Source organism: Salinibacterium sp. SWN139, from assembly GCF_015864625.1.
Lineage (GTDB): Bacteria > Actinomycetota > Actinomycetes > Actinomycetales > Microbacteriaceae > Rhodoglobus.
Genome location: NZ_JADYWV010000002.1, coordinates 284,512 through 305,035, shown reverse-complemented (window position 1 = coordinate 305,035; position 20,524 = coordinate 284,512). Strand labels below are relative to the sequence as shown.

At 60.8% G+C, this 20,524-nt stretch carries 28 protein-coding genes, 2 tRNA genes and 1 riboswitch; of the genes, 12 read left to right on the top strand and 18 right to left on the bottom strand.

All coding sequences use genetic code 11. From position 1 onward, the window contains the following. The first annotated feature begins 68 nt into the window (after positions 1 to 68). From I6E74_RS06640 to I6E74_RS06630, 3 genes are all read left to right on the top strand, one after another. Positions 69 to 1,076: an aldo/keto reductase gene (locus tag I6E74_RS06640; RefSeq protein WP_197124152.1), complete on the top strand. Its 1,008-nt coding sequence runs from the start codon at positions 69 to 71 to the stop codon at positions 1,074 to 1,076. 100 nt (positions 1,077 to 1,176) lie between these two features. Then, positions 1,177 to 1,425, top strand: coding sequence for a hypothetical protein (locus I6E74_RS06635; RefSeq protein ID WP_197124150.1), 249 nt, complete (start codon positions 1,177 to 1,179; stop codon positions 1,423 to 1,425). Between the two features lie 55 nt (positions 1,426 to 1,480). After that, entirely contained in the window at positions 1,481 to 2,149 is a 669-nt protein-coding gene (locus tag I6E74_RS06630; RefSeq protein ID WP_197124149.1) for a hypothetical protein, read from the top strand. A gap of 21 nt (positions 2,150 to 2,170) precedes the next feature. Here I6E74_RS06630 and I6E74_RS06625 read toward each other — a convergent pair whose 3' ends face one another. From I6E74_RS06625 to I6E74_RS06605, 5 genes are all read right to left on the bottom strand, one after another. After that, on the bottom strand, positions 2,171 to 2,575 hold the full coding sequence (locus I6E74_RS06625) for a hypothetical protein (protein ID WP_307784407.1): 405 nt from the start codon (positions 2,573 to 2,575) through the stop codon (positions 2,171 to 2,173). A 9-nt stretch (positions 2,576 to 2,584) separates the two neighbouring features. After that, positions 2,585 to 3,022 carry a DUF1801 domain-containing protein gene (locus tag I6E74_RS06620; RefSeq protein ID WP_197124147.1) on the bottom strand — a complete coding sequence of 146 codons (438 nt, stop codon included), beginning with the start codon at positions 3,020 to 3,022 and terminating at the stop codon, positions 2,585 to 2,587. A gap of 25 nt (positions 3,023 to 3,047) precedes the next feature. After that, positions 3,048 to 3,120: transfer RNA gene (locus tag I6E74_RS06615), tRNA-Arg, on the bottom strand. 91 nt (positions 3,121 to 3,211) lie between these two features. Continuing rightward, positions 3,212 to 3,514, bottom strand: a complete 303-nt coding sequence (locus I6E74_RS06610; protein ID WP_197109734.1) for a co-chaperone YbbN — start codon at positions 3,512 to 3,514, stop codon at positions 3,212 to 3,214. Next, on the bottom strand, positions 3,492 to 3,770 hold the full coding sequence (locus I6E74_RS06605) for an oligoribonuclease (protein WP_197105993.1): 279 nt from the start codon (positions 3,768 to 3,770) through the stop codon (positions 3,492 to 3,494). The genes I6E74_RS06610 and I6E74_RS06605 overlap by 23 nt, the downstream gene beginning before the upstream one ends. Before the next feature lie 67 nt (positions 3,771 to 3,837). Here I6E74_RS06605 and orn point away from each other — a divergent pair, with 67 nt between their 5' ends. Both orn and I6E74_RS06595 read left to right on the top strand, forming a co-directional pair. Further along, positions 3,838 to 4,458 (top strand): oligoribonuclease, encoded by a 621-nt coding sequence (gene orn / locus I6E74_RS06600; RefSeq protein ID WP_197124146.1) that lies wholly within the window; start codon positions 3,838 to 3,840, stop codon positions 4,456 to 4,458. A gap of 46 nt (positions 4,459 to 4,504) precedes the next feature. Beyond that, a tRNA-His gene (locus I6E74_RS06595) sits at positions 4,505 to 4,580 on the top strand. A 100-nt stretch (positions 4,581 to 4,680) separates the two neighbouring features. Here I6E74_RS06595 and I6E74_RS06590 read toward each other — a convergent pair. Beyond that, entirely contained in the window at positions 4,681 to 6,183 is a 1,503-nt protein-coding gene (locus I6E74_RS06590) for a CotH kinase family protein (RefSeq protein WP_197124145.1), read from the bottom strand. Positions 6,184 to 6,290: 107 nt separating this feature from the next. Between I6E74_RS06590 and I6E74_RS06585 the strand changes: the two genes are divergently transcribed. Together I6E74_RS06585 and I6E74_RS06580 are read left to right on the top strand one after the other, a co-directional pair. Continuing rightward, positions 6,291 to 6,641, top strand: a complete 351-nt coding sequence (locus tag I6E74_RS06585; protein WP_197124144.1) for a metallopeptidase family protein — start codon at positions 6,291 to 6,293, stop codon at positions 6,639 to 6,641. Between the two features lie 46 nt (positions 6,642 to 6,687). Then, on the top strand, positions 6,688 to 7,302 hold the full coding sequence (locus I6E74_RS06580) for a hypothetical protein (RefSeq protein WP_307784406.1): 615 nt from the start codon (positions 6,688 to 6,690) through the stop codon (positions 7,300 to 7,302). Here the strand turns inward: I6E74_RS06580 and I6E74_RS06575 are convergent. The 4 genes from I6E74_RS06575 to I6E74_RS06560 all read right to left on the bottom strand — a co-directional run bounded on the left by I6E74_RS06575 (position 7,299) and on the right by I6E74_RS06560 (position 10,633). Beyond that, positions 7,299 to 7,826 (bottom strand): ATP-binding protein, encoded by a 528-nt coding sequence (locus I6E74_RS06575; protein WP_231604824.1) that lies wholly within the window; start codon positions 7,824 to 7,826, stop codon positions 7,299 to 7,301. The genes I6E74_RS06580 and I6E74_RS06575 overlap by 4 nt on opposite strands. Beyond that, a complete protein-coding gene (locus I6E74_RS06570) occupies positions 7,819 to 8,574 on the bottom strand; it encodes an energy-coupling factor transporter transmembrane protein EcfT (protein ID WP_197124143.1) in 756 nt (251 codons plus the stop codon). The genes I6E74_RS06575 and I6E74_RS06570 overlap by 8 nt, the downstream gene beginning before the upstream one ends. Next, on the bottom strand, positions 8,571 to 9,935 hold the full coding sequence (locus I6E74_RS06565) for an ABC transporter ATP-binding protein (protein WP_197124142.1): 1,365 nt from the start codon (positions 9,933 to 9,935) through the stop codon (positions 8,571 to 8,573). Before I6E74_RS06565 ends, I6E74_RS06570 begins: the two co-directional genes overlap by 4 nt. Positions 9,936 to 10,006: 71 nt before the next feature. Continuing rightward, positions 10,007 to 10,633: an ECF transporter S component gene (locus I6E74_RS06560; protein WP_197124141.1), complete on the bottom strand. Its 627-nt coding sequence runs from the start codon at positions 10,631 to 10,633 to the stop codon at positions 10,007 to 10,009. Between the two features lie 33 nt (positions 10,634 to 10,666). Continuing rightward, positions 10,667 to 10,775, bottom strand: a riboswitch (TPP riboswitch). Between the two features lie 26 nt (positions 10,776 to 10,801). Here I6E74_RS06560 and I6E74_RS06555 point away from each other — a divergent pair. Then, positions 10,802 to 11,728, top strand: a complete 927-nt coding sequence (locus I6E74_RS06555) for an LLM class F420-dependent oxidoreductase (protein ID WP_197124140.1) — start codon at positions 10,802 to 10,804, stop codon at positions 11,726 to 11,728. 12 nt (positions 11,729 to 11,740) lie between these two features. Here the strand turns inward: I6E74_RS06555 and I6E74_RS06550 are convergent, their stop codons facing one another. The 5 genes from I6E74_RS06550 to I6E74_RS06530 form a co-directional block, all read right to left on the bottom strand. After that, positions 11,741 to 12,586, bottom strand: a complete 846-nt coding sequence (locus I6E74_RS06550) for a DUF3097 domain-containing protein (RefSeq protein WP_197124139.1) — start codon at positions 12,584 to 12,586, stop codon at positions 11,741 to 11,743. Beyond that, a complete protein-coding gene (locus I6E74_RS06545) occupies positions 12,583 to 13,026 on the bottom strand; it encodes a VanZ family protein (protein WP_197124137.1) in 444 nt (147 codons plus the stop codon). Before I6E74_RS06545 ends, I6E74_RS06550 begins: the two co-directional genes overlap by 4 nt. Before the next feature lie 102 nt (positions 13,027 to 13,128). Next, positions 13,129 to 13,623, bottom strand: coding sequence for an SRPBCC family protein (locus tag I6E74_RS06540; protein ID WP_197124135.1), 495 nt, complete (start codon positions 13,621 to 13,623; stop codon positions 13,129 to 13,131). Then, positions 13,620 to 14,987, bottom strand: coding sequence for a glucose-6-phosphate dehydrogenase (locus I6E74_RS06535; protein WP_307784405.1), 1,368 nt, complete (start codon positions 14,985 to 14,987; stop codon positions 13,620 to 13,622). Before I6E74_RS06535 ends, I6E74_RS06540 begins: the two co-directional genes overlap by 4 nt. A 32-nt stretch (positions 14,988 to 15,019) precedes the next feature. Continuing rightward, positions 15,020 to 15,646, bottom strand: a complete 627-nt coding sequence (locus I6E74_RS06530; protein ID WP_197124133.1) for a hypothetical protein — start codon at positions 15,644 to 15,646, stop codon at positions 15,020 to 15,022. Between the two features lie 146 nt (positions 15,647 to 15,792). Here I6E74_RS06530 and I6E74_RS06525 point away from each other — a divergent pair, with 146 nt between their 5' ends. The 4 genes from I6E74_RS06525 to I6E74_RS06510 are packed head-to-tail and all read left to right on the top strand — an operon-like array spanning position 15,793 to position 18,015. Next, entirely contained in the window at positions 15,793 to 16,233 is a 441-nt protein-coding gene (locus I6E74_RS06525) for a hypothetical protein (protein ID WP_197124131.1), read from the top strand. A gap of 58 nt (positions 16,234 to 16,291) precedes the next feature. After that, complete coding sequence (locus I6E74_RS06520) at positions 16,292 to 16,792, top strand: thioredoxin family protein (protein ID WP_197124129.1); 501 nt, start codon at positions 16,292 to 16,294, stop codon at positions 16,790 to 16,792. A gap of 6 nt (positions 16,793 to 16,798) precedes the next feature. Next, positions 16,799 to 17,548, top strand: a complete 750-nt coding sequence (locus tag I6E74_RS06515) for a cytochrome c biogenesis CcdA family protein (RefSeq protein ID WP_197123936.1) — start codon at positions 16,799 to 16,801, stop codon at positions 17,546 to 17,548. Between the two features lie 47 nt (positions 17,549 to 17,595). After that, entirely contained in the window at positions 17,596 to 18,015 is a 420-nt protein-coding gene (locus I6E74_RS06510; protein ID WP_197124127.1) for a DUF1761 domain-containing protein, read from the top strand. A 62-nt stretch (positions 18,016 to 18,077) separates the two neighbouring features. Here I6E74_RS06510 and I6E74_RS06505 read toward each other — a convergent pair whose 3' ends face one another. The 3 genes from I6E74_RS06505 to I6E74_RS06495 form a co-directional block, all read right to left on the bottom strand. Continuing rightward, positions 18,078 to 18,374 (bottom strand): DUF1905 domain-containing protein, encoded by a 297-nt coding sequence (locus I6E74_RS06505; RefSeq protein ID WP_197124125.1) that lies wholly within the window; start codon positions 18,372 to 18,374, stop codon positions 18,078 to 18,080. 120 nt (positions 18,375 to 18,494) lie between these two features. Continuing rightward, on the bottom strand, positions 18,495 to 19,046 hold the full coding sequence (locus I6E74_RS06500) for an OsmC family protein (protein WP_197124123.1): 552 nt from the start codon (positions 19,044 to 19,046) through the stop codon (positions 18,495 to 18,497). A gap of 80 nt (positions 19,047 to 19,126) precedes the next feature. Next, positions 19,127 to 20,512: an MFS transporter gene (locus I6E74_RS06495; protein ID WP_197124121.1), complete on the bottom strand. Its 1,386-nt coding sequence runs from the start codon at positions 20,510 to 20,512 to the stop codon at positions 19,127 to 19,129. Positions 20,513 to 20,524 lie beyond the last annotated feature (12 nt).

Here is a 20,524-nt window from a genome sequence, read left to right as displayed (position 1 = left end):
CTGGATGTCTGATACAACGCACACCGCACGTACTGTGTTCCCTCAATCACTGGGCATATGCTGAACGAATGCCTTACGACGCCTCCCCCACCAGATACGACACCACCGAATACCACCGCGTAGGCCATAGCGGCCTCAAGCTCCCCGCAATCTCACTGGGACTGTGGAACAACTTTGGTGACGATCGCCCCCGCGCAACGCAGCGCGCCATCCTCCGCCGTGCTTTCGATCTCGGCATCACCCACTTCGATCTGGCCAACAACTACGGCCCTGAAATCGGCGCCGCCGAGCGCAACTTTGGCGAGATTTTCGCCGACGACTTTGCGCCCTACCGCGACGAAATGATCGTCTCGACGAAGGCCGGCTTCGACATGGGCCCGGGCCCGTACCAAGACTTCGGTTCGCGCAAGTACTTGATCTCCTCGCTTGACGCCAGCCTCGACCGCATGGGCCTCGACTACGTCGACATTTATTACCACCACCGCCCCGACCCCGAGACTCCCATCGAAGAAACCATGGGCGCCCTCGCGACGGCCGTGAACTCGGGCAAGGCACTCTACGTCGGCGTCTCTAGCTACAGCCCCGAACAGACACTTGCCGCAGCCAATGCACTCGCCGAATACGGCATCCCTCTCACGATTCACCAGCCGCGCTACAACATGTTTGACCGCCATATCGAAGACGGGCTGTTCCCCGTGCTCGACCAGATCGGTGCTGGCAGCATCGTGTTCTCGCCGCTTGCTCAGGGCCTACTGACCGACCGCTACATGGATGGCACGATCCCCGAGGGATCCCGGGCTTCTGAGGGCCGCTGGCTTCAGCCCGGCCCCCTCAGCGACACGTACCTACAGCGCGTTCGCGCTCTCAACGAGATTGCCCAGAACCGCGGACAAAGCCTTGCTCAGCTCGCGCTGACGTGGGTGCTGCGGCATCCGCAGATCACGTCAGCTCTCGTCGGAGCCAGCAGCGTCTCGCAATTGGAGAACAACTTTGCCGCCCTCGAAGGCCCAGCATTGACGGATGCCGAACTGGCCGCCATCGAGCCTCTCGCGGTCGACGGTACAGCTTTGCGCTAACCCAACCTCGTCATTGAGGTGCTCCTGACGCACGAATGTCAGTGTTCGAACATATATTCGAACAACACACATTCGCGTTCGATATTTGTCAGGAGCACCCATGACCACCACTCTCGATTTCGCTGGCACCACGCGCTCGATTCGCTCAAGCGTTGTGACTGTTCAACTCAACGACGATCTCTGGCGCATTACGCGCCAGGATGGCGAAGTGTTGGGCTATGTGCACCGCTGGCAATCCGCCGCAGGTTTTCGCTTTCAAGCCAAGCGCATGCTGCAACGCCAACGTCGTTTCTTGCCTCTCGGAGATTTCTGGACCATCGACGATGCTCTCGATATCTTCCGGTTTTGATGTGACGCGCCTGTCGCTATCAGGTCACGCGCGCTAGCCGGGTTACAGTGCCAACATGATTCTTGAGTGGTGGAACGACATCGTCGACTGGTTCAACTCCGATGCGGGCTGGACGTTTATCACGAACGCTCTGGTGCCCTTCCTCGCGATTGTTGTCGGAGGCATCATTGTTGGTCTCATTGCGCGCTCATCGCTGCGTCGCCTCATCAGCCACCAAGACCGCCAAGCCAAGGCTGCCGCTGTCGCTGCCCTCATTTCATCTGGCCGTCGCGCTGCCGCCTGGAGCACTCTCTCCGCTGGCGAAAAAGAGCACGTCGACTACCAGGCAAGCGAAGCCGAAGTTCGAGTGCGCCTTCTCCCCCTCAAGGGCGCAAACATCGCCGCCGACTGGGCTTCTCACAAGCTCGCGGCTATGAAGAAGAACTCCGTCAATTACAGCTTCCAAGCCGAACAAGACCTCGCAGAGCTTCAAGACGGCCTCATCGACTGGCAAGCCCGTCCCGGCCGCGCCAAGAAGCTCTTCGCCCAAGACCTCGCCAGCTGGAAGTACGAGACCGGCGAAGCTGAAGACGAACTCGTCGTCAAGCAGCAAGAATGGGCGTCGCGTCAAGCCGCCGAAGGCAGCTCGACACCGTCTACGGCTTCGTCCACTCCGCCGTCTTCCGCTACCGCGTCAGGCTCGGAGCCGACCCCGACCGTCGTCATCACTCCCGACCGCGACTAACGAAGTGGACCGCCACACGCCTTAGGCGTCAGGTCCTTCAACCGCAACAACACGGGCAGACCACGGACAAAAAGTGTCTGAGGTCAGAATCTCATCTTCGACATACTGCGGAATACCATCGCATGCCTCGGTCGTGATGTTCGTGAACTCAAGCGTGGCAGGGTCGATGTGCCACGACCACGGTGTGTTTACCGACGACGCTTCCCGCACGACGACTCCCTGAGGCACCGCGGCCAGGTTCTCCCCCGCCAGCAGCGCTTGAGCGTGCTCAACGAGTTCCGGGGTTGCCAACTCGATCGTGAACTGACCACCGCTGGAAACCTCGAAAACAGCGACCGTCGGCTCGGGCCCTGCAATGCAGCCCGAAAGCGCCATCGAGGTCGCCCCCACCATCACAATCGCCGCGAGAACAGGCCGATATCTCACGCCGCAGCCTCAGTCATTCTCGGCGAGGGCGTCGTAGTCGAAACGGGCGACCTCATAGCTGCGCGTCAACAGCTCCTCAAGAACCGCAAGATCGACATCCGCCAACTTCTTGATATAAAGACAGCCCACCGCCAGTTCATGGGTGCCCAGTCGCTCCAGCAGCTCCGGGAACTCCCGAAAATTGCGAGCCGTGTACAGCGAGATTGTGGCCTTGCGCGGAGAGAAACCAATCGTGGCCGTATCGCCCTCACGACCGGTGGCATACCGATAGTGACTAGAGCCGAACCCAATGATGGAGATGCCCCACATCACTGCAGGCTGGCCAGAGGCACGGCCGAAGATGTCCAGAAGAGTCTGCGCCTCATCCCGCCGGCGTTCGGTCGGCACGGAGTCGATGAACTCGGCAACGGTGACCGTGGTGGGGGCCGTTTTGTTCGGTGTGTTCACGTCAGGACCGTCCCCTTCGATGCGGTGCCCTCGGCAGGATTCGAACCTGCGGCCAAGAGATTAGAAGGCTCCTGCTCTATCCCCTGAGCTACGAGGGCGGGGTATACGTGTTAAACGATAGCGCGTTAGCCGCACGATGACGTATCAGCCGCACGCTGGCCTATCAGCGCGACCATCGTCTAGCAGCCGCTAAACGGCTTTCGCGAGCGCTACCAGCATCTGGTTCAGTGTTGGCGCACCCTGGGCGCGAAAAACTTCTTCACCCTGCGCAGACACAATCACGATGGTCGGAGTCGAGGTGATGCCAGCCTGCTCGGCACGCTCTGCCTCACGTGCGACATCCAATTCTGCATAGGTCACGGCCGGTACGAGGCGCGCCACCTCGTCGAGGGTTCGGCGCGCCGTCGCACATGGGTCACAAAAGGCAGACGAAAAGAACAGCACCGTCGGCTGTTCAGAGGTGCTGCTGTTAGAGGTCGTTTCGTTCGTCAAGGTCTTCCAGAGGGTCGCTATCGGCCTGATCCCACGTGTACGTCACGTGGACTTTGTCGCCGACCTGCTTCGCTACCGGAGATTCGTATCGCAATTGCGTCTCGGAACCTACAGCGTCTGCAGCGATCAGGGTCACATAATCATCCCATCCCTCCTCGGTTGCAATACGCGTATCGTTCTGGCCGTTGTACGGGCCGCCGACAAAAAACACGATGTACTCGTCGCCGTGCGCGAGAGTGGGGGTTGATTCGCTCATGACCATAGGTTTACCAGACAAGAGTGGGCGAACGCTGGTGACATTTCGGGAGCGGTAGAATCAGCACATGGCATCACACGCTGATTATCTGGTTTGGATCGACTGCGAGATGACGGGATTGGATGTCGAAATCGACGAACTCGTCGAAGTTGCGGTGGTGATCACCGACTACGACCTCGTTCCCGTCGATGAGGGGATGACGATTGTCATCAAGCCCAGTGAGGCCGCTCTCGAAAATATGGGCGAGTTCGTCACCGCCATGCACACCTCGAGCGGACTCATCGAAGAGATGCCCAACGGTGTTTCTCTTGCGGATGCCGAGTTCGCCGTGAACGAATACATCGTGCGCTACGTGCCGAACGCCCGCACCGCCCCCATGGCCGGTAACACCATTGGCACCGACCGCACCTTCTTGGCCAAGTACATGCCACGCGTCGACACTCACCTGCATTACCGCAGCGTCGATGTGTCGTCGATCAAAGAGCTTTCGAAGCGTTGGTTCCCGCGCGTGTACTTCAATGCGCCGGATAAAAACGGCGGACACCGGGCTCTTGCCGACATTCTCGAATCGATTCGTGAACTCGATTACTACCGCAAAGCGGTCTTTGTGGGCGAGCCAGGACCGACGACAGAACAGGTTCAGTCAATTTCTGCGGACGTAGTGGCTGGATTCGCTCCGCGGTTGTAATACACTTATACAGTTGCTTATCGCCGCAGGGCGAAAATCAACCTTGGTGGGCGTAGCTCAGTTGGTAGAGCGCTGGCTTGTGGAGCCGGAAGTCGCGGGTTCGAGCCCCGTCGTTCACCCCAAGATAATGAGGCCCAACCCCTCGCGAGACGTCATGTTTGTCTCGAGGGGTTGGGCCTCATTTTTGTTTTTGCCGGCGCCCTGCAGCGAGCGACCTACGAATCATCGACCGCCCGGTCGCGTGCCTTCTTGAGCACCGCCTTGCCCTGCCGTGGTTTCTTGCACTTCCCCGGATGAGTAGGCAAGTATCGTTTCCGTTTCGGATTCCAGCACTGCGCTGTCGACGAGATCAGCTGCCTCGTCAGCAAGCGTTTCGGAGCGCGACTCCACGATGCTGGCTAATTGCCCGCTCTCGAAAATCTCCTCCTGCAACTCTTCGAGCGCATCCTCGTACATCGCAGCAAACTCCGGAGTTTCTGTGAACCGTGTTGTCAGAATGTTGTTGCCTTGCTGAGACTGTCCACCGCCGGCGGCATCCCCGCCGCCTTCGGCAGGCAAGCCTCCGGGAGCAGCACCCTCAGGGGCGCCGCTCGGACGCTCGCCCTCGGGGAGGTCGTCGCCGGGAAGCGCACCTTCGGGAAGCTCGCCTTCGGGAAGCTCGCCTTCGGGAAGCTCGCCTTCGGGAAGCTCGCCGCCGGGACGCGCACCTTCTGGCGCTGCGTCGCCCGCCGCGCCTCCGCCGGCTTCGTTTACCGTCCCGAACGCCAAGTTATGGTCCCAGGCGAGGACTGACATGAGCCCAGAATCTGGGTCGTAATAGAGGTACGAGTTGTTACCAGGCCCATCAATGTCGTCAAAGTTATCAATAAGATCTTCAACCGCGAGGTATCGCGCGAAGGATTCCACGTCGAGAACGTCGGGAAGTTGAGCGACAAACTCTTCGTCTGTCGTGTTGTTTACGACATCGAGAAAGTCGACGAGGGGCTCGTAATCATCATCTCCGGCCTCGCGATCAAACACGTCCGTGTAGAGCTCCGGGTCGTCACCTAACCAGGAGTAATCGCCTTCGCTCTCTGCCTTCCACAGGATGCCATCATCCGAGGGCAGCAATCCCGCCTCGTAGTTTCGTTCTATCCACGATTGGTTCGGCACCGCGACAGTGAGAAGCAACGTCTCTTCGCTGCCGTTCACGGAGAACCGTGTCGCAACTGATTCTTCGCTCGCCAACCCAGCCGCGCTCAACGTCTCAAGAGCAACAGCCTCGTTCAGCGAGGTCTCAGTGTTGTTCGAGCGCACCACAACATCGGTGACCCCCTCGATGCTTTGTCCGTCAACATACTTATCGAGACGAATTCTCCAGGGCAATTCTTCAATGGGAGTGTCCGCGGTTACTCCAAGCAAACTCGAGTTTCCTTTGAGCTTGATTCCCACCTGCTCGTAGGTCGTGCCGTCGATAACCACGGTCGCTTCCAGCCACTCCTTATCACCGGAATCGAGATACGTCTCGACCATCGCTAGAACCTCGTCGCTATCGACGTCAATTTCGATCGAGTGGACAACAGCAGAGTCGAAAAACGAGTCCGCTTCAGTCGTGAGACTCACGTTCACAAAGTCGGTGGTCCCTGTACTGCCCGCGGTGTCCGTCGAACCCACGGAGCAGCTCGCGAGTGTGAGAGTGAGAACGACGGTAGTGCTGACTACGCCCCATAACTTTTTTCTGTGCATGAGTGCGACGCTAAAGAAAGTTTCTATCGGTTTGCTAAGACCACCACGGGAGTTCCTCGGGAACCCGCACTCTCATTCTTCCCAGCAGACACTGACAAGCTGGCTCTATGGAAAATCTCGACCAGAAACAGTTCGAAGCGCTTGTGGTCGAAGGGCTCGATGCGCTGGACGACGAAATTGTCGATGGTCTTGAGAATGTGGTGTTTGTCACCGAGGATCGCCCAGAAGACGGCTCCCTCAACGTTCTCGGTCTCTACAACGGGGTCGCGATCACCAGTCGCGGCCAATATGGCTATGGCGAGCTGCCCGATCGCATTGTTCTCTATCGCGAGCCACTACTAGCGATGTGCCCGACGCTCGACGATTTGAAGAGGCAGATCAACATCACGCTGATTCATGAAATCGGGCACTACTACGGCATCGATGACCAACATTTGCACGAACTCGGCTGGGCCTAACCGTCGTTGAGCCGACAAGGGTCGATGACCGCGTAGGATTTCGTGAGTGTCACGAACCTCAGGAGGATTGATGATTTCGAGCAAGCGCGCGAGTGCGTTGTTGATGGCCCCCGCAGTGCTGCTGGTGCTGTCTGGTTGCGCACTGATCGAACCCGCCGATACCAGCGAGCCGCCGACGGCCATGGAATTGTGCGCGATGGGTCACACGTGGACGCTCGACACCGTCGATCTCTCGGAGAAGTTGCTCGCAGAGCTCCCCTCCGAAGACGTTCCTGCCAAGGCGGTTGAGCCCAGCGGTGGCCAGACCCTCACGTGGGGCAGCGATGGCGCCGTCACGATTGATTCCGACCTCGTGTTCACGATCACGGCGGAGCCGAAAAAGGACCAGATCATGACGATCACGCAGTCCTACACCGGCACCGTAAAGGGCAAGGCTCTTATCAATGTGGATGTCGCAATCCCTCGCGATTGGGATGTGTCGGAATACACCGTTGACACCTCGGCCACGCTCGCCGATGAGCCTGTCGAAGAGCTGACGTACACGATTCCGCGCAGCGACTTCGATGACATGCTCGGTCTCGTGGTCACGTGTGAGGCTGACGTCATGACGGTCAACCCACGCGGAACCGATCTCGTTCAGGTCTGGAACAAAGCTAACTAGCGCTTGTCGAACCAGCGGGAGATATCGGCGCCGTCGAGTAGCTCATCCGCCAGTTCTTGAGGTTTTTCGCGCGCCATAAAACGAAGTTCTTGGCGGGCCCAGCGCTCCCAGTGCGGCGCGTAGGAGTCTCCGTCACGGTCCAGTGCCCGCTTCTTGCGTGAGGCGTCATCTAGCTCGACCCAAATGCCGTGGTCGACAAGAGGGGCGGATGCGCGACTCAGCGCTCCGATTCCTTCGAGGATGATGGGCCGATCACCGTCGAGTTCGTGCCAGGGCCCCGGCGAATCGGTGACCCAGTTCCATTCTTGCCACCGCAGTTCGGTGAGGATGCCGGGAACGAGCGCGCTAGCGGCATCCAACCCATCCCAGCCGGGATAGAAATCATCGAGCTTCACCAGCTGCACCTCTGGCCAGGCTGCGGCCATGGCGCGGCCCAACTCTGTCTTGCCCGACCCTGAGCGGCCGTCGATGAGGCACCGCCAGCGCGGAGCAGGCAGAGGCGGAGGCTGCTGCGAGTTAGCCAACAATCAGATTCCAACTTCCGGTGAGCACAGCAACGACTGTAGCGGTGACGCCGATGAGAAGGCCCACAAGCAGCGTGAGCCATTCGGCCCGCCCCCACGGGGATTCCCGAGCCCAGGTGCGGGGAGTATCGCCGCCAAACCCGCGGGCTTCCATCGCGATAGACAGCTTGCTGCCTCTACGGATCGAGAGCACGAGAAGCGCAAAACCTTGACCGGCAATGCGGCGCACACGGCCACGGTCTGCCACGCCACGAGCTCGACGCGCGAGTTCGAGCGAGCGCCAGTCCTCAAGAAAGAGGCCAACCATCCGCACGGCGGCGAGAGCGCCAATAACGAAGCGGTCGGGCAACCGGAGTCGCTGGGCAAGACCGTCTGCAAAGTCAGTGGGATCGATCGAGATGAACAGCACAACTGCGGGAAGGCCGATCGCGAGCACGCGCAAGAAGGTTGCTAGAGCGAGCTCGATCGAACCATCGCTGATTCTTATCAACAGGAACTCGAAGTACACGGTGCCGTCGTAGCGGCCGTAGAGCAGGATCGTGAGAGCGGTCAGCGGCGCGGCCAGCCACACCGGCAAGGTGCGCAGCCAGAAGCGTTTCGGCTCAATCCCGAAGAACGCGATGATGGCAAGCTCGAGCACCAGCGCGGTCGTCGCCGATACCCAATCGATCGTGGCGAGCAAGAACAGGCTCACGATGAGCCCCGCTCCAAGTTTGGCCACGGGATTCACCGACGCGATAGGGATCATTCGAGCACCACTGTTGAGTCGGCGAGTGCAGCGACGAAATCAAGATCGTGGCTCACAGCGATCACGCTGCTGCCGTCATCCACGAGCCGTGCCAGCAGAGCCAGCAGTTCGCTCCAGGTGCGCGAATCTTGCCCGAACGTGGGTTCGTCGAGCACGAGCACCTGCGGCCGCGTAGCAAGGGCTGTGGCGACGCTCAGACGACGCTTTTCGCCCCCCGAGAGCGTGAACGGGTTGGCTTCGGCTAGCCGGTCTAGGCGGAGTCTCGTGAGCAACTCCTCAACGCGAGCATCCACTTCAGAGTCCGGAAGTTTCAACGCCCGCGGTCCGACTTCGAGCTCAGCACGTACCGTGCTCGTCAGCAATTGATGTTCCGGGTCCTGAAAGACAGTTCCGATGCGGGTCAACAGCTCGCGGGACTTCCAGCGGATCGGATGCTCCCCCGCACCAGTGGCGAGCGCCGGGCTCGCCACAACGGCACCACCGACGGGCGGCAAGAGCCCACCCAGGGTGAGGGCGAGTGTGGACTTTCCAACCCCGTTAGGACCGGTGATGGCGAGAGCATGGCTGCTCAGAATCTCCAGCTCGAGAGGAGCGCCGAGCGCGTGGTTGCTCCGGCCAACGGTCAGCTGGCGAGCACTGAGCAGAGTGTGTTGCGGGCCCCGCTCTGCCCTCACCGGGCGCGGCGGCGGATACTGCGGGATCCAGACGCCCCGAGCGGCGAGCTCCTTGCCCTGCCGTGCGAGAACGTCGGCGGGTGCGCCATCGGCGATGACTCCCCCGCCGGCGGCGAGTACCACGATGCGGTCAACAACGTCGCTCCACACGGAGACGCGATGTTCGACAACCACGATCGTGGCGCCGGTCGATTCTGCGACCCGGATGACGGCATCCCGAACCTCGGTCACCCCCTCAGGGTCAAGGTTCGCCGTCGGTTCGTCGAGCACAATCAGGCCGGGCCTCATAGCCAGCACTCCGGCGAGCGCGAGCCGTTGTTTCTGACCACCTGACAGTGCGCTGGTGTTGCGATCGAGGGACACGTCGAGACCGACCGCAGCGAGACTATCGCGCACGCGCAACCAGATCTCGTCGCGCGGTACACCCAAGTTTTCGCAACCGAAAGCAACATCATCTCCGACGCGCTCCAAGATAACTTGACTGTCGGGGTCTTGAATCACCAACCCCGTGCGGCCACGATGAGCGGCCGGATGTTCGCCATCGACGAGAAGCGAACCCTCTGTTTCGCCTTCGTCGTCGCCAACTACTCCGGCGAGGGCATGCAGAAACGTCGACTTTCCCGCCCCGGATTCGCCGAGGAGCAATACACGTTCGCCGGGGTCAATGCGCAGGTCGAGACCACGCACCGCCCAGGCGAGCCTGCTGGAATGGCGCCACCCCCATCCGTCGACAGTGACACCAGCAGGCGTGGTGGGGGTCAGACTCGCTTCGCAATCTCGCGGCCAGCGCCGAAGCGGTTGAGCGCTCCCGTTGCGGCAATACCGCGCGTCGCGAGCCACGAGAGGAGGCCGGCAATGAGCATTCCGCCGACGATGGCGGCAATCGTGTAGATCACGATGAAGGGAAGCGCGGAGCCGGGGTACCAGAGCAGTAGGTCAGTAATCGCCATCGCGAGGCCGGCACCGGCGCCCGCAAGAATCGCACCGCTGGCGCGCCAATTGGCGTAGAGGAAGGCCGCGAACACGATCTCGGCGCCCAGGCCCTGAGTGAACCCGCTCACGAGGGTGAGTACACCCCACTGGTTACCGATAAGCGCTGAGACGGACGCCGCGACCATCTCACCATAAATGGCAGCACCAGGCTTGCGGATGACGAGCGCCGTAAGCACACCGGCGAACAGCCAGAACCCGCCACCGACGGCTTGCAGGCCAGGCAGGAGCGCTGCGAACGGAGCCAAGGCTGGAGTGGAGGCCACGTTCCAGACAACGAAGATCAAACCGCTCGCGACGCCGATAACGCTCGCGACGACGATGTCGATCACCCGCCACTGAAAACGTGAACGTAGCGGTGCGGCCGTGGAAGAGGATGGTGCTGTTGTGGTCACTTTCGTGCCTTTCACTAGTGAATGGCACGGGTTTCAAGAGTGTCTGCTCCCTGCGCTGGCATGATCCAGATCAGGTTCGACGGTCGAAGCTTGGAGAAGCTCCCTCTCAGCCCGGCTCACCGGACTCCCGTGTTCGCCACCCAGTCTAATCATCAATAGGCTCGGGGTATGGACTTCCGCATCTTCACCGAACCTCAGAACGGCGCCAGCTACACCGATCAGCTCGTGCTGGCGCAAGCGGCAGAGAAGCTCGGCTTCAACGGGTATTTCCGCTCCGACCACTATGTGACGATGGATGACCGCAACGGCGGACTGCCCGGCCCCACTGATTCGTGGACGACGCTGGCCGGGCTTGCGCGCGAGACTTCGACCATTCGACTCGGGACCCTCGTCTCCTCGGCGACCTTCCGGCATCCGGGAATTTTGGCCATTCAGGTAGCTCAAGTCGACGACATGTCGGGCGGTCGCGTGGAGCTCGGGCTCGGCACCGGCTGGTTCGAACGTGAACATGCTGCGTACGGCATCCCTTTTCCTGCGAAGCGATTCGGGATGCTCGAGGAGCAGCTCGACGTGATCACCGGCATCTGGGCAACGGAGCTGGGAAAGACCTTCTCGTATGAGGGCAAGCACTACCAGCTGAGCCAATCTCCCGCGCTGCCGAAGCCCGTGCAGAACCCGTTACCGATCATCATCGGCGGCAGCGGTCCAAGCCGTACGCCGGCGCTCACCGCTCAGTTCGCCGCCGAATACAACGCGGGCTTCGCAACCATCGCACCGCTGAAGGAGCGCATCAACCGCGTGCGTGCCACGTGCGAGCACTTCGACCGCGACCCCGCCACCCTCGTACTTTCCATTGCTGGCACGACTGCTGTCGGCGCCACCGAAGCTCAGATCGAAGCGCGTGCTACCGCAGCCAACTCAACTCCCGCCGACCTGCGTCTTGGCGGCTTCGCGGGAACTGCCAGCGAGGTCGTCGACAAGATTTCAGAGCTGCAGGCCCTCGGATTCACTCGCGTGTACTTCCAGATCATGGACTTCCACGATCTCGACCAGCTCGACTTCCTCGCTCGCGAGGTCGCGCCGCAACTCGACTAAGCGCGCTCGGCGCTAGGCATCCTGATCGACCGTGACAAAGTCGATGAGGTGCTCAACGCGCCCCAAGAGCGCTGGCTCAAGGTCACCGAAGTTGGTGACCTTCGACAGAATGAACTGCCACGCGCGGGCGATATCGGCTTGGTCTTCATGCGGCCAGCCGAATGTTTCACAGATGCCGTGCTTCCACTCGATCGTGCGCGGCACCGTAGGCCAGGCAGCAATTCCGAGGCTTTGCGGCTTCACTGCCTGCCAGACATCGACGAATGGATGACCGACCACAAGCGCATGCTTGCCGTACTTGCCGCGCCCCACGGCATCCGCAATTCGGCTCTCCTTCGAGCCGGGAACAAGGTGATCTACCAAGATTCCCAACTTGCGGTCAGAGGTGGGGGCAAAGTCTGCGACGATCTTCTCGAGATCGTCAATTCCGCCTAGAAACTCGACGACGACACCTTCGGCGCGTAGGTCATCACCCCACACTTTTTCGACGAGTTCCGCGTCATGGCGACCTTCAACATAGATGCGACTCGCGAGCGCTGTGCGGGCACGCTGCTCGGGGGCAGCAAACGACCCGGAGGCGGTTTTGCGGGCAGCAGCAGCCTTCGGCGCGGGCTTGACAAGCTCTACTGGCACACCGTCGATGAGATAGCCGCTGCCAAGAGGGAACGCGCGAGCGGAGCCCCGACGGTCTTCGAGTTCCATGAGCCCGTTGGCGAAACCTACCAGGGCACCAACGTAGCCGTCCGCGATGACTTCGACGACCATCCCGGATTCGATGGGCACTTTCGGGAGCACTGCTGGCCCGCGCTTGATAGAGAAATCAGCGAGAACGTCGTGGGCATAGCGGTCGTCAGTCACCGATCGAGGTTAAGCGGTGCCGCCGAGTTGCTGGCGGAGGCGCGACGAGAGCTCGCAAGGTTCGTCGACGGTTGAGCGAATGCGACTGCCGGACGTTGAGCATGCTCCCGCCAGAGCGCGACGCCCACGGCGGCCGAAACACCAATTCCGGAACCGATAGCCGAGAGCAGAATGTCAACGACATCGGCGTAGCCGACGGGCATCCACACCGTCTGGGCGGCTTCGAGCCATGCTGCGGCAACGATGCTGAAGGCGAGTGCTGCCCACCAGCGGCGGCGACCGAACATGCCAACCAAGAAAATGCCAACGGGGATAAACGCAACGGTGGTCCAGATCCAAAAGCGACCGTTGCTGCCCGGAGCGATCACGAAAGCGAGACTCGCCAAGGCGGCGAAGTAGAGCGCTGCGGCTAACGCAACGGCAAATCTCGATCGGAACATACCAGCCATTGTCACAAGCGCATCTTTGCGCAAGTTGTGAGAAGGGTGGAAGCGGGATGTGAACAGCGCCTTTTATGGCAACGATTCGATAACTGCGCTCCCCTAGTTGGCTGCCAGCCGCTCCACTTCACGTGCGATCGGCGGCAGCACACGACGCATGTAACGCCCCCACCACAGTCGAATAATCAACCACACGATCCAGCCGCGGGCCGGCTTAGCGAAGAAGGTATAACTCCAGCGGATGCGCGAACCGGTGGTGCGGTCGTCGAACCGCCACTCGGCTCGGGCACCAGAAACGAGCAGCCCAAAGAGTTTCTGAAATTCACTGAGCTCGTAAGCAAACAATTCGGGCGCAGCGGCGTCGGTGATCGTCTCGATCACGTGGCCGCCATCGGAGAGCACGAGGCGTCGGGTGTGACCGACGGCATCCCACGTTCCGGACTGCTCGAGCACCGTGACGACGGCGGGCAAGGGGCCGAAGCGAGGATAGAACTGTGCAGGGTCAAGCGGCCCCGAGAAATCGTAAGCCTGCTGAGCACTCGCTCGCGTGCGGGCGTGCGCGGTCGCCGTGACTCCCCGCTGGCCGGCGCGAGTCATTCGGATTCCCACGATTCGGGGCCGGGCGAGCCTGCCGGATACTCCTCAAGCGGAACCTGATTGTTGCGGAAACCGTCGAGTACGGGAGCGACTATTCGCCAGCACTGCTCGGCAATATCACCGCGCACCGACAGCACGGGATCCCCATCAACGAGAGAGGCGATCACCTCGCCATAGGCGCTCATGGCCGGATCGCCAAGGGTTGTCGTCAGTTGAGTGCGGTCGAGCGAGAAGGGGTCGCCGGCACCGTTCACGATGAGGTCGAGTTCGAGAGTCGCTGGCTTGATCGAAATAGTAAGTTTCGCCGGATCTTCGCTGCCCGTGAGGCCATAAGGAAGATGCGGCACCGGCGCAAACGTGATCACGATGTCTTGGCGAGCTTTGCCCAGAGCCTTGCCTGAACGCAACACAAACGGCACACCAGCCCAACGCCAGTTATCGATCTCGAACGTCACTTCAGCCAAAGTCTCTGTGCTGAAATCAGGATTCACACCATCTTCGTCAACGTAGGCCGGAAGCTCGCGGTCGCCGATGGTGCCCGCCGTGTAGCGTGCACGCCGAGCGCACGTGCCGTCGAGCGTTTGCACCCGCGTTGCACGAAGCACCTGGGCCATCGACCCCCGCAAATCCTCTGAGCTCACACTCGCCGGGGGTTCCATTGCCGTCAGTGCCAAGACCAGCAGCAAATGGCTTTGGATCATGTCGACAACAGCGCCAGCGCGATCGTAATAACCGGCACGACCTTCGAGAGCGAGGGCCTCATCAAAAATGAGCTCAACCTTCGCCACGTTCGGAGCCCCCAACAATGGCTCAAAAATGCGGTTCGCGAATCGCAAACCTATAAGGTTCAGCACCGTCGACTTGCCCAAGAAATGGTCAACACGAAAGACCTGTTCCTCGGGCACGATCGCCTGCAACACCCGGTTCAAATCGCGGGCGCTAGCCTCATCGCTTCCGAACGGCTTCTCGAGGGCAAGCACGATCCCGGCGGGCAAATCGAATGTCGCCAACACCGAAACAACCTGTTGGGCGATCGCGGGAGGCAACGCAAAATACAAGGCGACGCGGCCGGTAGCCGATTCGATCACCTGGCGCACTTGCTGCGCGTTGGTGACGTCGGCCTGCACGTAGTGCGCTGCACCAGCAACGGCATCAGACGTGGGCGAAGCGTGTGCAGCGAAGGAGGCCGAGACGCGCTTCTGCCAGGCTGCGTCATCCATTTCTTGACGATCCACGCCAATAACAGTGAGCTCTTCAGCTTCGTCACTGGCCAGATACGACGCGAGGCCAGGCAGTAGCAGGCGGGAGGTGAGGTCGCCGCCGGCACCCAAGATGATCAGTGTTTCAATCCGTGCCGTCATCATGCACTCTCTGCTCGATACTGCTGAAGGTCGTGCTACTTCGTTTCGCTACTGCCAGTATCACTATCGACGCTCGGCGGTTGCTGAGTCGGAACAGCAGTTGCGGATGCGGTGGCCGTGACGCCAGCGAATGTGGACGCTGATCCGCGACGCGACCATGTCATCCACCACCAGACGATGGCGCCGACGACGGCGGAGCCAAGGATGCCGACGACGGGGCCGAGAAGAACAGTGCCACCGACAGCAGAGTCTGTGACGTTCGCGGCGAACGTGAGGTAGGCCACAAAGAGCGGAACATCAAGCAGGGCGACAATGCCGAGGGATTGGAAGGTGACCTGCCACGGCTTGCGCACAGAACCACGCTTGAGCAAGAACACGCTCGCGAAAGCGGCGAGCGCCACTAGGAGCACCGCGACGATGCCGACGACGATGATCACGGTGCCGATCACGCTGCCTGCGCCGCTCACGAAATCGCGCACCGCCGGAACGTCGCCGAAGAGACCGCTGACACCGGAGGCGGTGCCGCCTACGAGCAAGGTGAGCCCGCCACCGAGGGCGACGAAGCCCAACATGAGCCAGCCGATAGAGAAGAAGGCGTGCGATACCGCTCCCGCAACAAGAGAATGGCCCCGCTGTGCACTGGTTAGCTGCGCTTTTTGCATGGTTCGACGTTAGCGCAGCGGTACGACGAACGTGGAGAATCCGCGTAATCGACGACACAACGTGAGAATCAGTCTTGACACCAAAACGCGGGTGATTTGGGCGCTTTGCACGACAATCGGGGGTGAGAGTCGCTACGGTTTGGAATATGAAATCGTGGAGGGACGCGCTCAACGCCGAGCAGCAGGCTGACGTTGATCGAATTCTCGACTCTGCGCTCAATGTGGCACGAAGCCATTTGGGACATGCGAGTGAGTTCATGACGTTCGCGCTCATGACGGATGGCAGCGGCCGGGTGCTTGAAATGACCGCTGACGAAGCGCTGAAGAAGAAGCACTTGGATGCCGAAAAACTTATCGCGCAAACCGTGACGCAGTTGCGCCAAATGGCCGCAATTTCTCGCTGCAGTGCCATCGTCTCGAACACGAGAGTGGCGTCGCTCAAGTCCGACGCGATCGAAGTGCGAATCGAGCATAAAGCGGGCGCAGCACTCATGGTTTTACTCCCGTATACGCGAGCCAGATTCACGGGTGCCCTAACTTTCGGCGATCTCAAGCTGTATTCGCACACCGCTGAAGTCTGGGTATAGCCAGAGAAATTTCGCCGAGCGCGGAAGTTTTGAGACGCTCCGTGCGTTACTAGGTGGCATGAACAAGCGAATTCTCGCGGTCATTGTTGCTCTTGCCGTCGTTGTGATTGCAGCAGTCTCGATCGTCGCAGCCCAGAACCCGAACAGCTCTGACGAGTCGACGGCCACCGACAGCACGTCTCAGAGCGCTGAGAGCTCGAGCGACTCCGGCGCCGAAGCCGAGGACGTTGTTGCTGTCGAGAACGACGGTGGCGGCTCCTACGTCGACTACAGCCCCTCGGCTGTTGCGGATGCCGATGGTCGCGTCATCCTGTTCTTCCACGCCACTTGGTGCCCCCAGTGTGTGTCGGCCGATGGTGACATCACGGCGTCGGGAGTTCCGTCGGGCATCACGATCGTGAAGGTCGACTACGACACCAATCAGGACCTGCGGGCCGAATACGGTGTTACTCAGCAGACGACGTTCGTTGAGGTCGATTCCAACGGCGAAAAGGTACAAGACAACTTTGTTGCGACCGTCGAACCCACGTTGAATGCGGTTCTCACCGCCCTCGGTTAGGCCCCGATGCTCAGCCTGATTCTGCTCTCGTTTGTGGCGGGAGTTCTGACGGTTGCTGCGCCCTGCGTGCTGCCGCTGTTGCCGGTCATCGTTGGCGGCTCGATCGCGCGCACCAGTAGTGACTCCACGGTGGCTGAACGCCAGTGGTTCCGCCCTGTGGTTATCGCGGTGAGCCTCGCAGGGTCAGTGATCATCTTCACCCTGCTGCTCAAAGCAACGACAGCCCTGCTGGGGATCCCGCAGCTGGTGTGGCAGATTATTGCCGGCGGCATCCTGATCATCTTCGGCCTCACGCTGGTATTCCCCGCGCTCTGGGAGCGCTTTATGCTCGCCACGGGCATCCAAAATCGGGCAAACGCCGTAATGAACCGCTCGTATTCACGTGGCGGCCTTGGCGGCGATGTAATGCTCGGTGCCGCGCTCGGCCCGACCTTCAGCAGTTGCTCCCCCACCTATGCACTCATCTTGGCCACCGTCTTGCCTGTCTCGTTTGCCGAGGGGCTGCTCTACATCGTTGTGTACGCCATCGGTCTCGCCGTCGCGCTGCTCATGATCGCGTTTCTCGGTCAGGCATTCGCTCGCAAACTCGGCTGGCTCGCTAACCCCAACGGCGTCTTCAAGCGCGTGATCGGCATCATTCTGTTGGTCGTGGGTCTCGCCGTCATCCTCGGTCTCGATAAGCAGTTCCAGAGCTACGTGCTCGAGCAGGGCTGGTATGACCCGATTCAACGGTTCGAAGAGAGCATTACCGGCTAGTCGCTCTGAGAGTAGGCTTCGGTGACCGTTATCGACCGGAGGTTGTCATGGTTCCCGAAATTAACTACATCGCCGTCATCTTGGCGACGCTATCGAGCATGATCGTCGGCACCATCTGGTATTCCCCGCGCGTATTTGGCAACTACTGGATGAAGGCAGCCAACGTCACCCCTAGCGGCAACACTGCGGATGCCGTTCGCCCCATTGTGATCACCGTCATCGTGAGTTTCTTTACGGCCTGGATTCTTGCCGGCGCCGCCTTCATCGCCTCTGACTTTTATGGCGGAAGCTTCTTTCTCAACACAGTCTTGACGAGCATCGTGTTGTGGGGTGGCTTCACCGCGGCCCGCTTCATTACTCACGACCAATTCGATGGGCGCCCCAACGGCCTCACCGTGTTGAACGTGAGCCACGAGTTCGTGACGATTGTGGTGATGGCGATCATCATCGGGGTGTGGCCGGCGTAACTGCGCTCTGGACCGGCGGCAGTCCCAGAGCCCTGCAGCCGCCCCACGCGCGCTGCAGTCCGTTAAATGAGCTGGATCGACACCTGCACCGTGTCACCGAGCTCTAAACCCTCAGCGCGGCGCACAGCGGCCTTGACGGGGAGAAAGAAGCTGTCCTCCACGCTGCTGTTAGGAAAGATCGACGTCGTCCACGTGGTGGAGCCAATAGTGACTTCTACCGCGACGGCACCGAACCCCCGCGGCGGTGACGGGATCTCTTTAACGTCGGCTCCGACATCCGGTGGCACCTGCACAAAATAGACGCTCGGCTTCGACGACCACGGCGTGATCTCAGACGTGAACTCGAACTCGGGTTTCATACGTTGAGCGTAGTCCGGCACTGGCTGCGGCTGCGCTGGCCAAATACTGCGGTTAAAAAACTCGACCGGTAGCCTGGGCTACCGGTCGAGCATGTCAGAGGGCATCATCATGGGGTGCCCTTAGCCTTTGACCACCTGAGTGGTGATCGAGGTGGGGTTCGCGAACAGGTCGAGTACGGGGCAGTGGGCGTCGACGGCGTCGCGCAACTCGTCGTAGCGTTCCTGTGACTCTGGACCGGTGATGGTCGCGAAGAGGCGGATGGCGCCGAAGCCATTGCGCACGGTCTCGTCGATTCCGAAGAGGCCGCGAACGTCGAGGTCGCCCTCGGCTTTGACCGAGATGTCATCGACCTGAATGTCGAGCGCCTGGGCATAGAGACGGAAGACGACTACCTGACACGCGATCAGCGCGCCAAGAGCAATCTCGACGGGGCTCGCGGCAACATCATCACCGGCGAGTCCCTCGGGCTCGTCGATGTGGAAAACGTGCTTTCCGGCCTTGAGTACGGTGCCGACAGAGCCAACGCCCTTACCGGTGACGGCGTACGTGAGTTCGGCCGCGGCGGGCTTGGCGGCAATTCGCGAGTTCCAGGCAGCGCCGGCAGCGGTGAGTCGGGCTGCACGGTCGGCAGCGAGATCAATGGTCGTGGTTTCGTTCGTGAGAAGTGTCATGCGGCGAAGGTAATCGCATTCCACCGCGGTCGCGAGAGCACGCCGTAACACACCGAAACAGTGCTTAACAAAGAGATTTATTACGTGCGAACTCGCAGTGCGACCGGCACGGATGCGATTGCCACAACCGTCGCCAGACCGAGTGCTGCTACGAAACCGACCCCATCCGCGAGGCCGCCGACGGCAGCGAAAACAAGACCGCTGAAGGCGATCGCTATGGCGCCACCAGCGGCATCCGAAATCGAGAGCGCAGCACTATTGAAACCTTGGTCTCGAGCGCTGGAATGACTGAGCACGAGGGTCGAGAGCCGCGGAAAGGTGATGCCCATGCCGGCGCCAGCGACGAGCCAGCCGATCGCGGCGACCCACAACGAGAGCATGAAATACGCGGTGATCAGCTGAGTGGCGATTCCCACGCTGAGCAAGAGTGCACCCGCAACCACCACGCGCCCGTGAGAAACAGATTCCGGAAGGCGGCCCTGCAGCGCTGAGCCCACCGCCCACGAGACGGCGCCGACCGTGAGGATGAGACCCGCAGCCCAGGCGGGCAGACCGTAACGTTCGTTCAGCAAGTACGGCAGATAGACCTCGGTCGAGAAGAAGGCGGCGGCAAAGAAACCGCGCAACACGATCGTGGCGGGCAGCCCGCGGCGAAAGCTCAACGAACCGGTTGGCAGCAACGGCCGCAGCGCAATGATGACGACCACGAACGCTCCCCCGGCGAGAGGCCAGGCCAGCGCACCTTCTCGTTCACCACCGAGGCTGATGCCCATCACTGCCAGCGCGGCAATGATCGCCCAAACCACAGCGCGGCTGCCCGATGACTTCTCGGCAGGCACCACCGGCTGACTCACCAAGATGCGAATAGCAGGCAGGATCGCGAATGCCGCCGCCAGCACCAGAAACACGACGCCGAAGAAAACCCAGTGCCAGCTGATCTGTTCGGCAACGACGCCAGCAAGAGGCGGACCGATCAGCGAGGGCAATACCCACGCCGAGGCGAAGAGCCCAAAGATTTTCGGATGCAACGCCGCCGGATAGAGGCGCGCGACAACCACATACAGCGCGACAATGAGCCCTCCGGAACCAAGCCCCTGCAGAAAGCGGCCCGCGATGAAAATACCCATCGTGCCGGCAAAACCCGCCGCCAGAAGACCGAGCGTGAAGACTGCCATGGCCGCGATCAGCGGCTTGGCCGGCCCGGTGCGGTCTGACCACTGACCGGCAAGAACCATTCCGATCACGCTCGCCGCAAGAGTGCTCGAGAACGCGACCGAATAGAGCGCCTGACCGTCGAGATCACGACTAATCGTCGGCATGATCGTGGTGACTGCGAGCGTCTCAAAAGCGCCCAAAAAGATCAGAGCAAAGGCCCCGATCGTTGTCCACAGTAGGTGGGCCGAAAAAATGCTCGTCGGAATAGGAATGGGGCCGGTGGTTGCGCCCACGGGGATGTTGCTTGTCATGGTGTTGAGCTC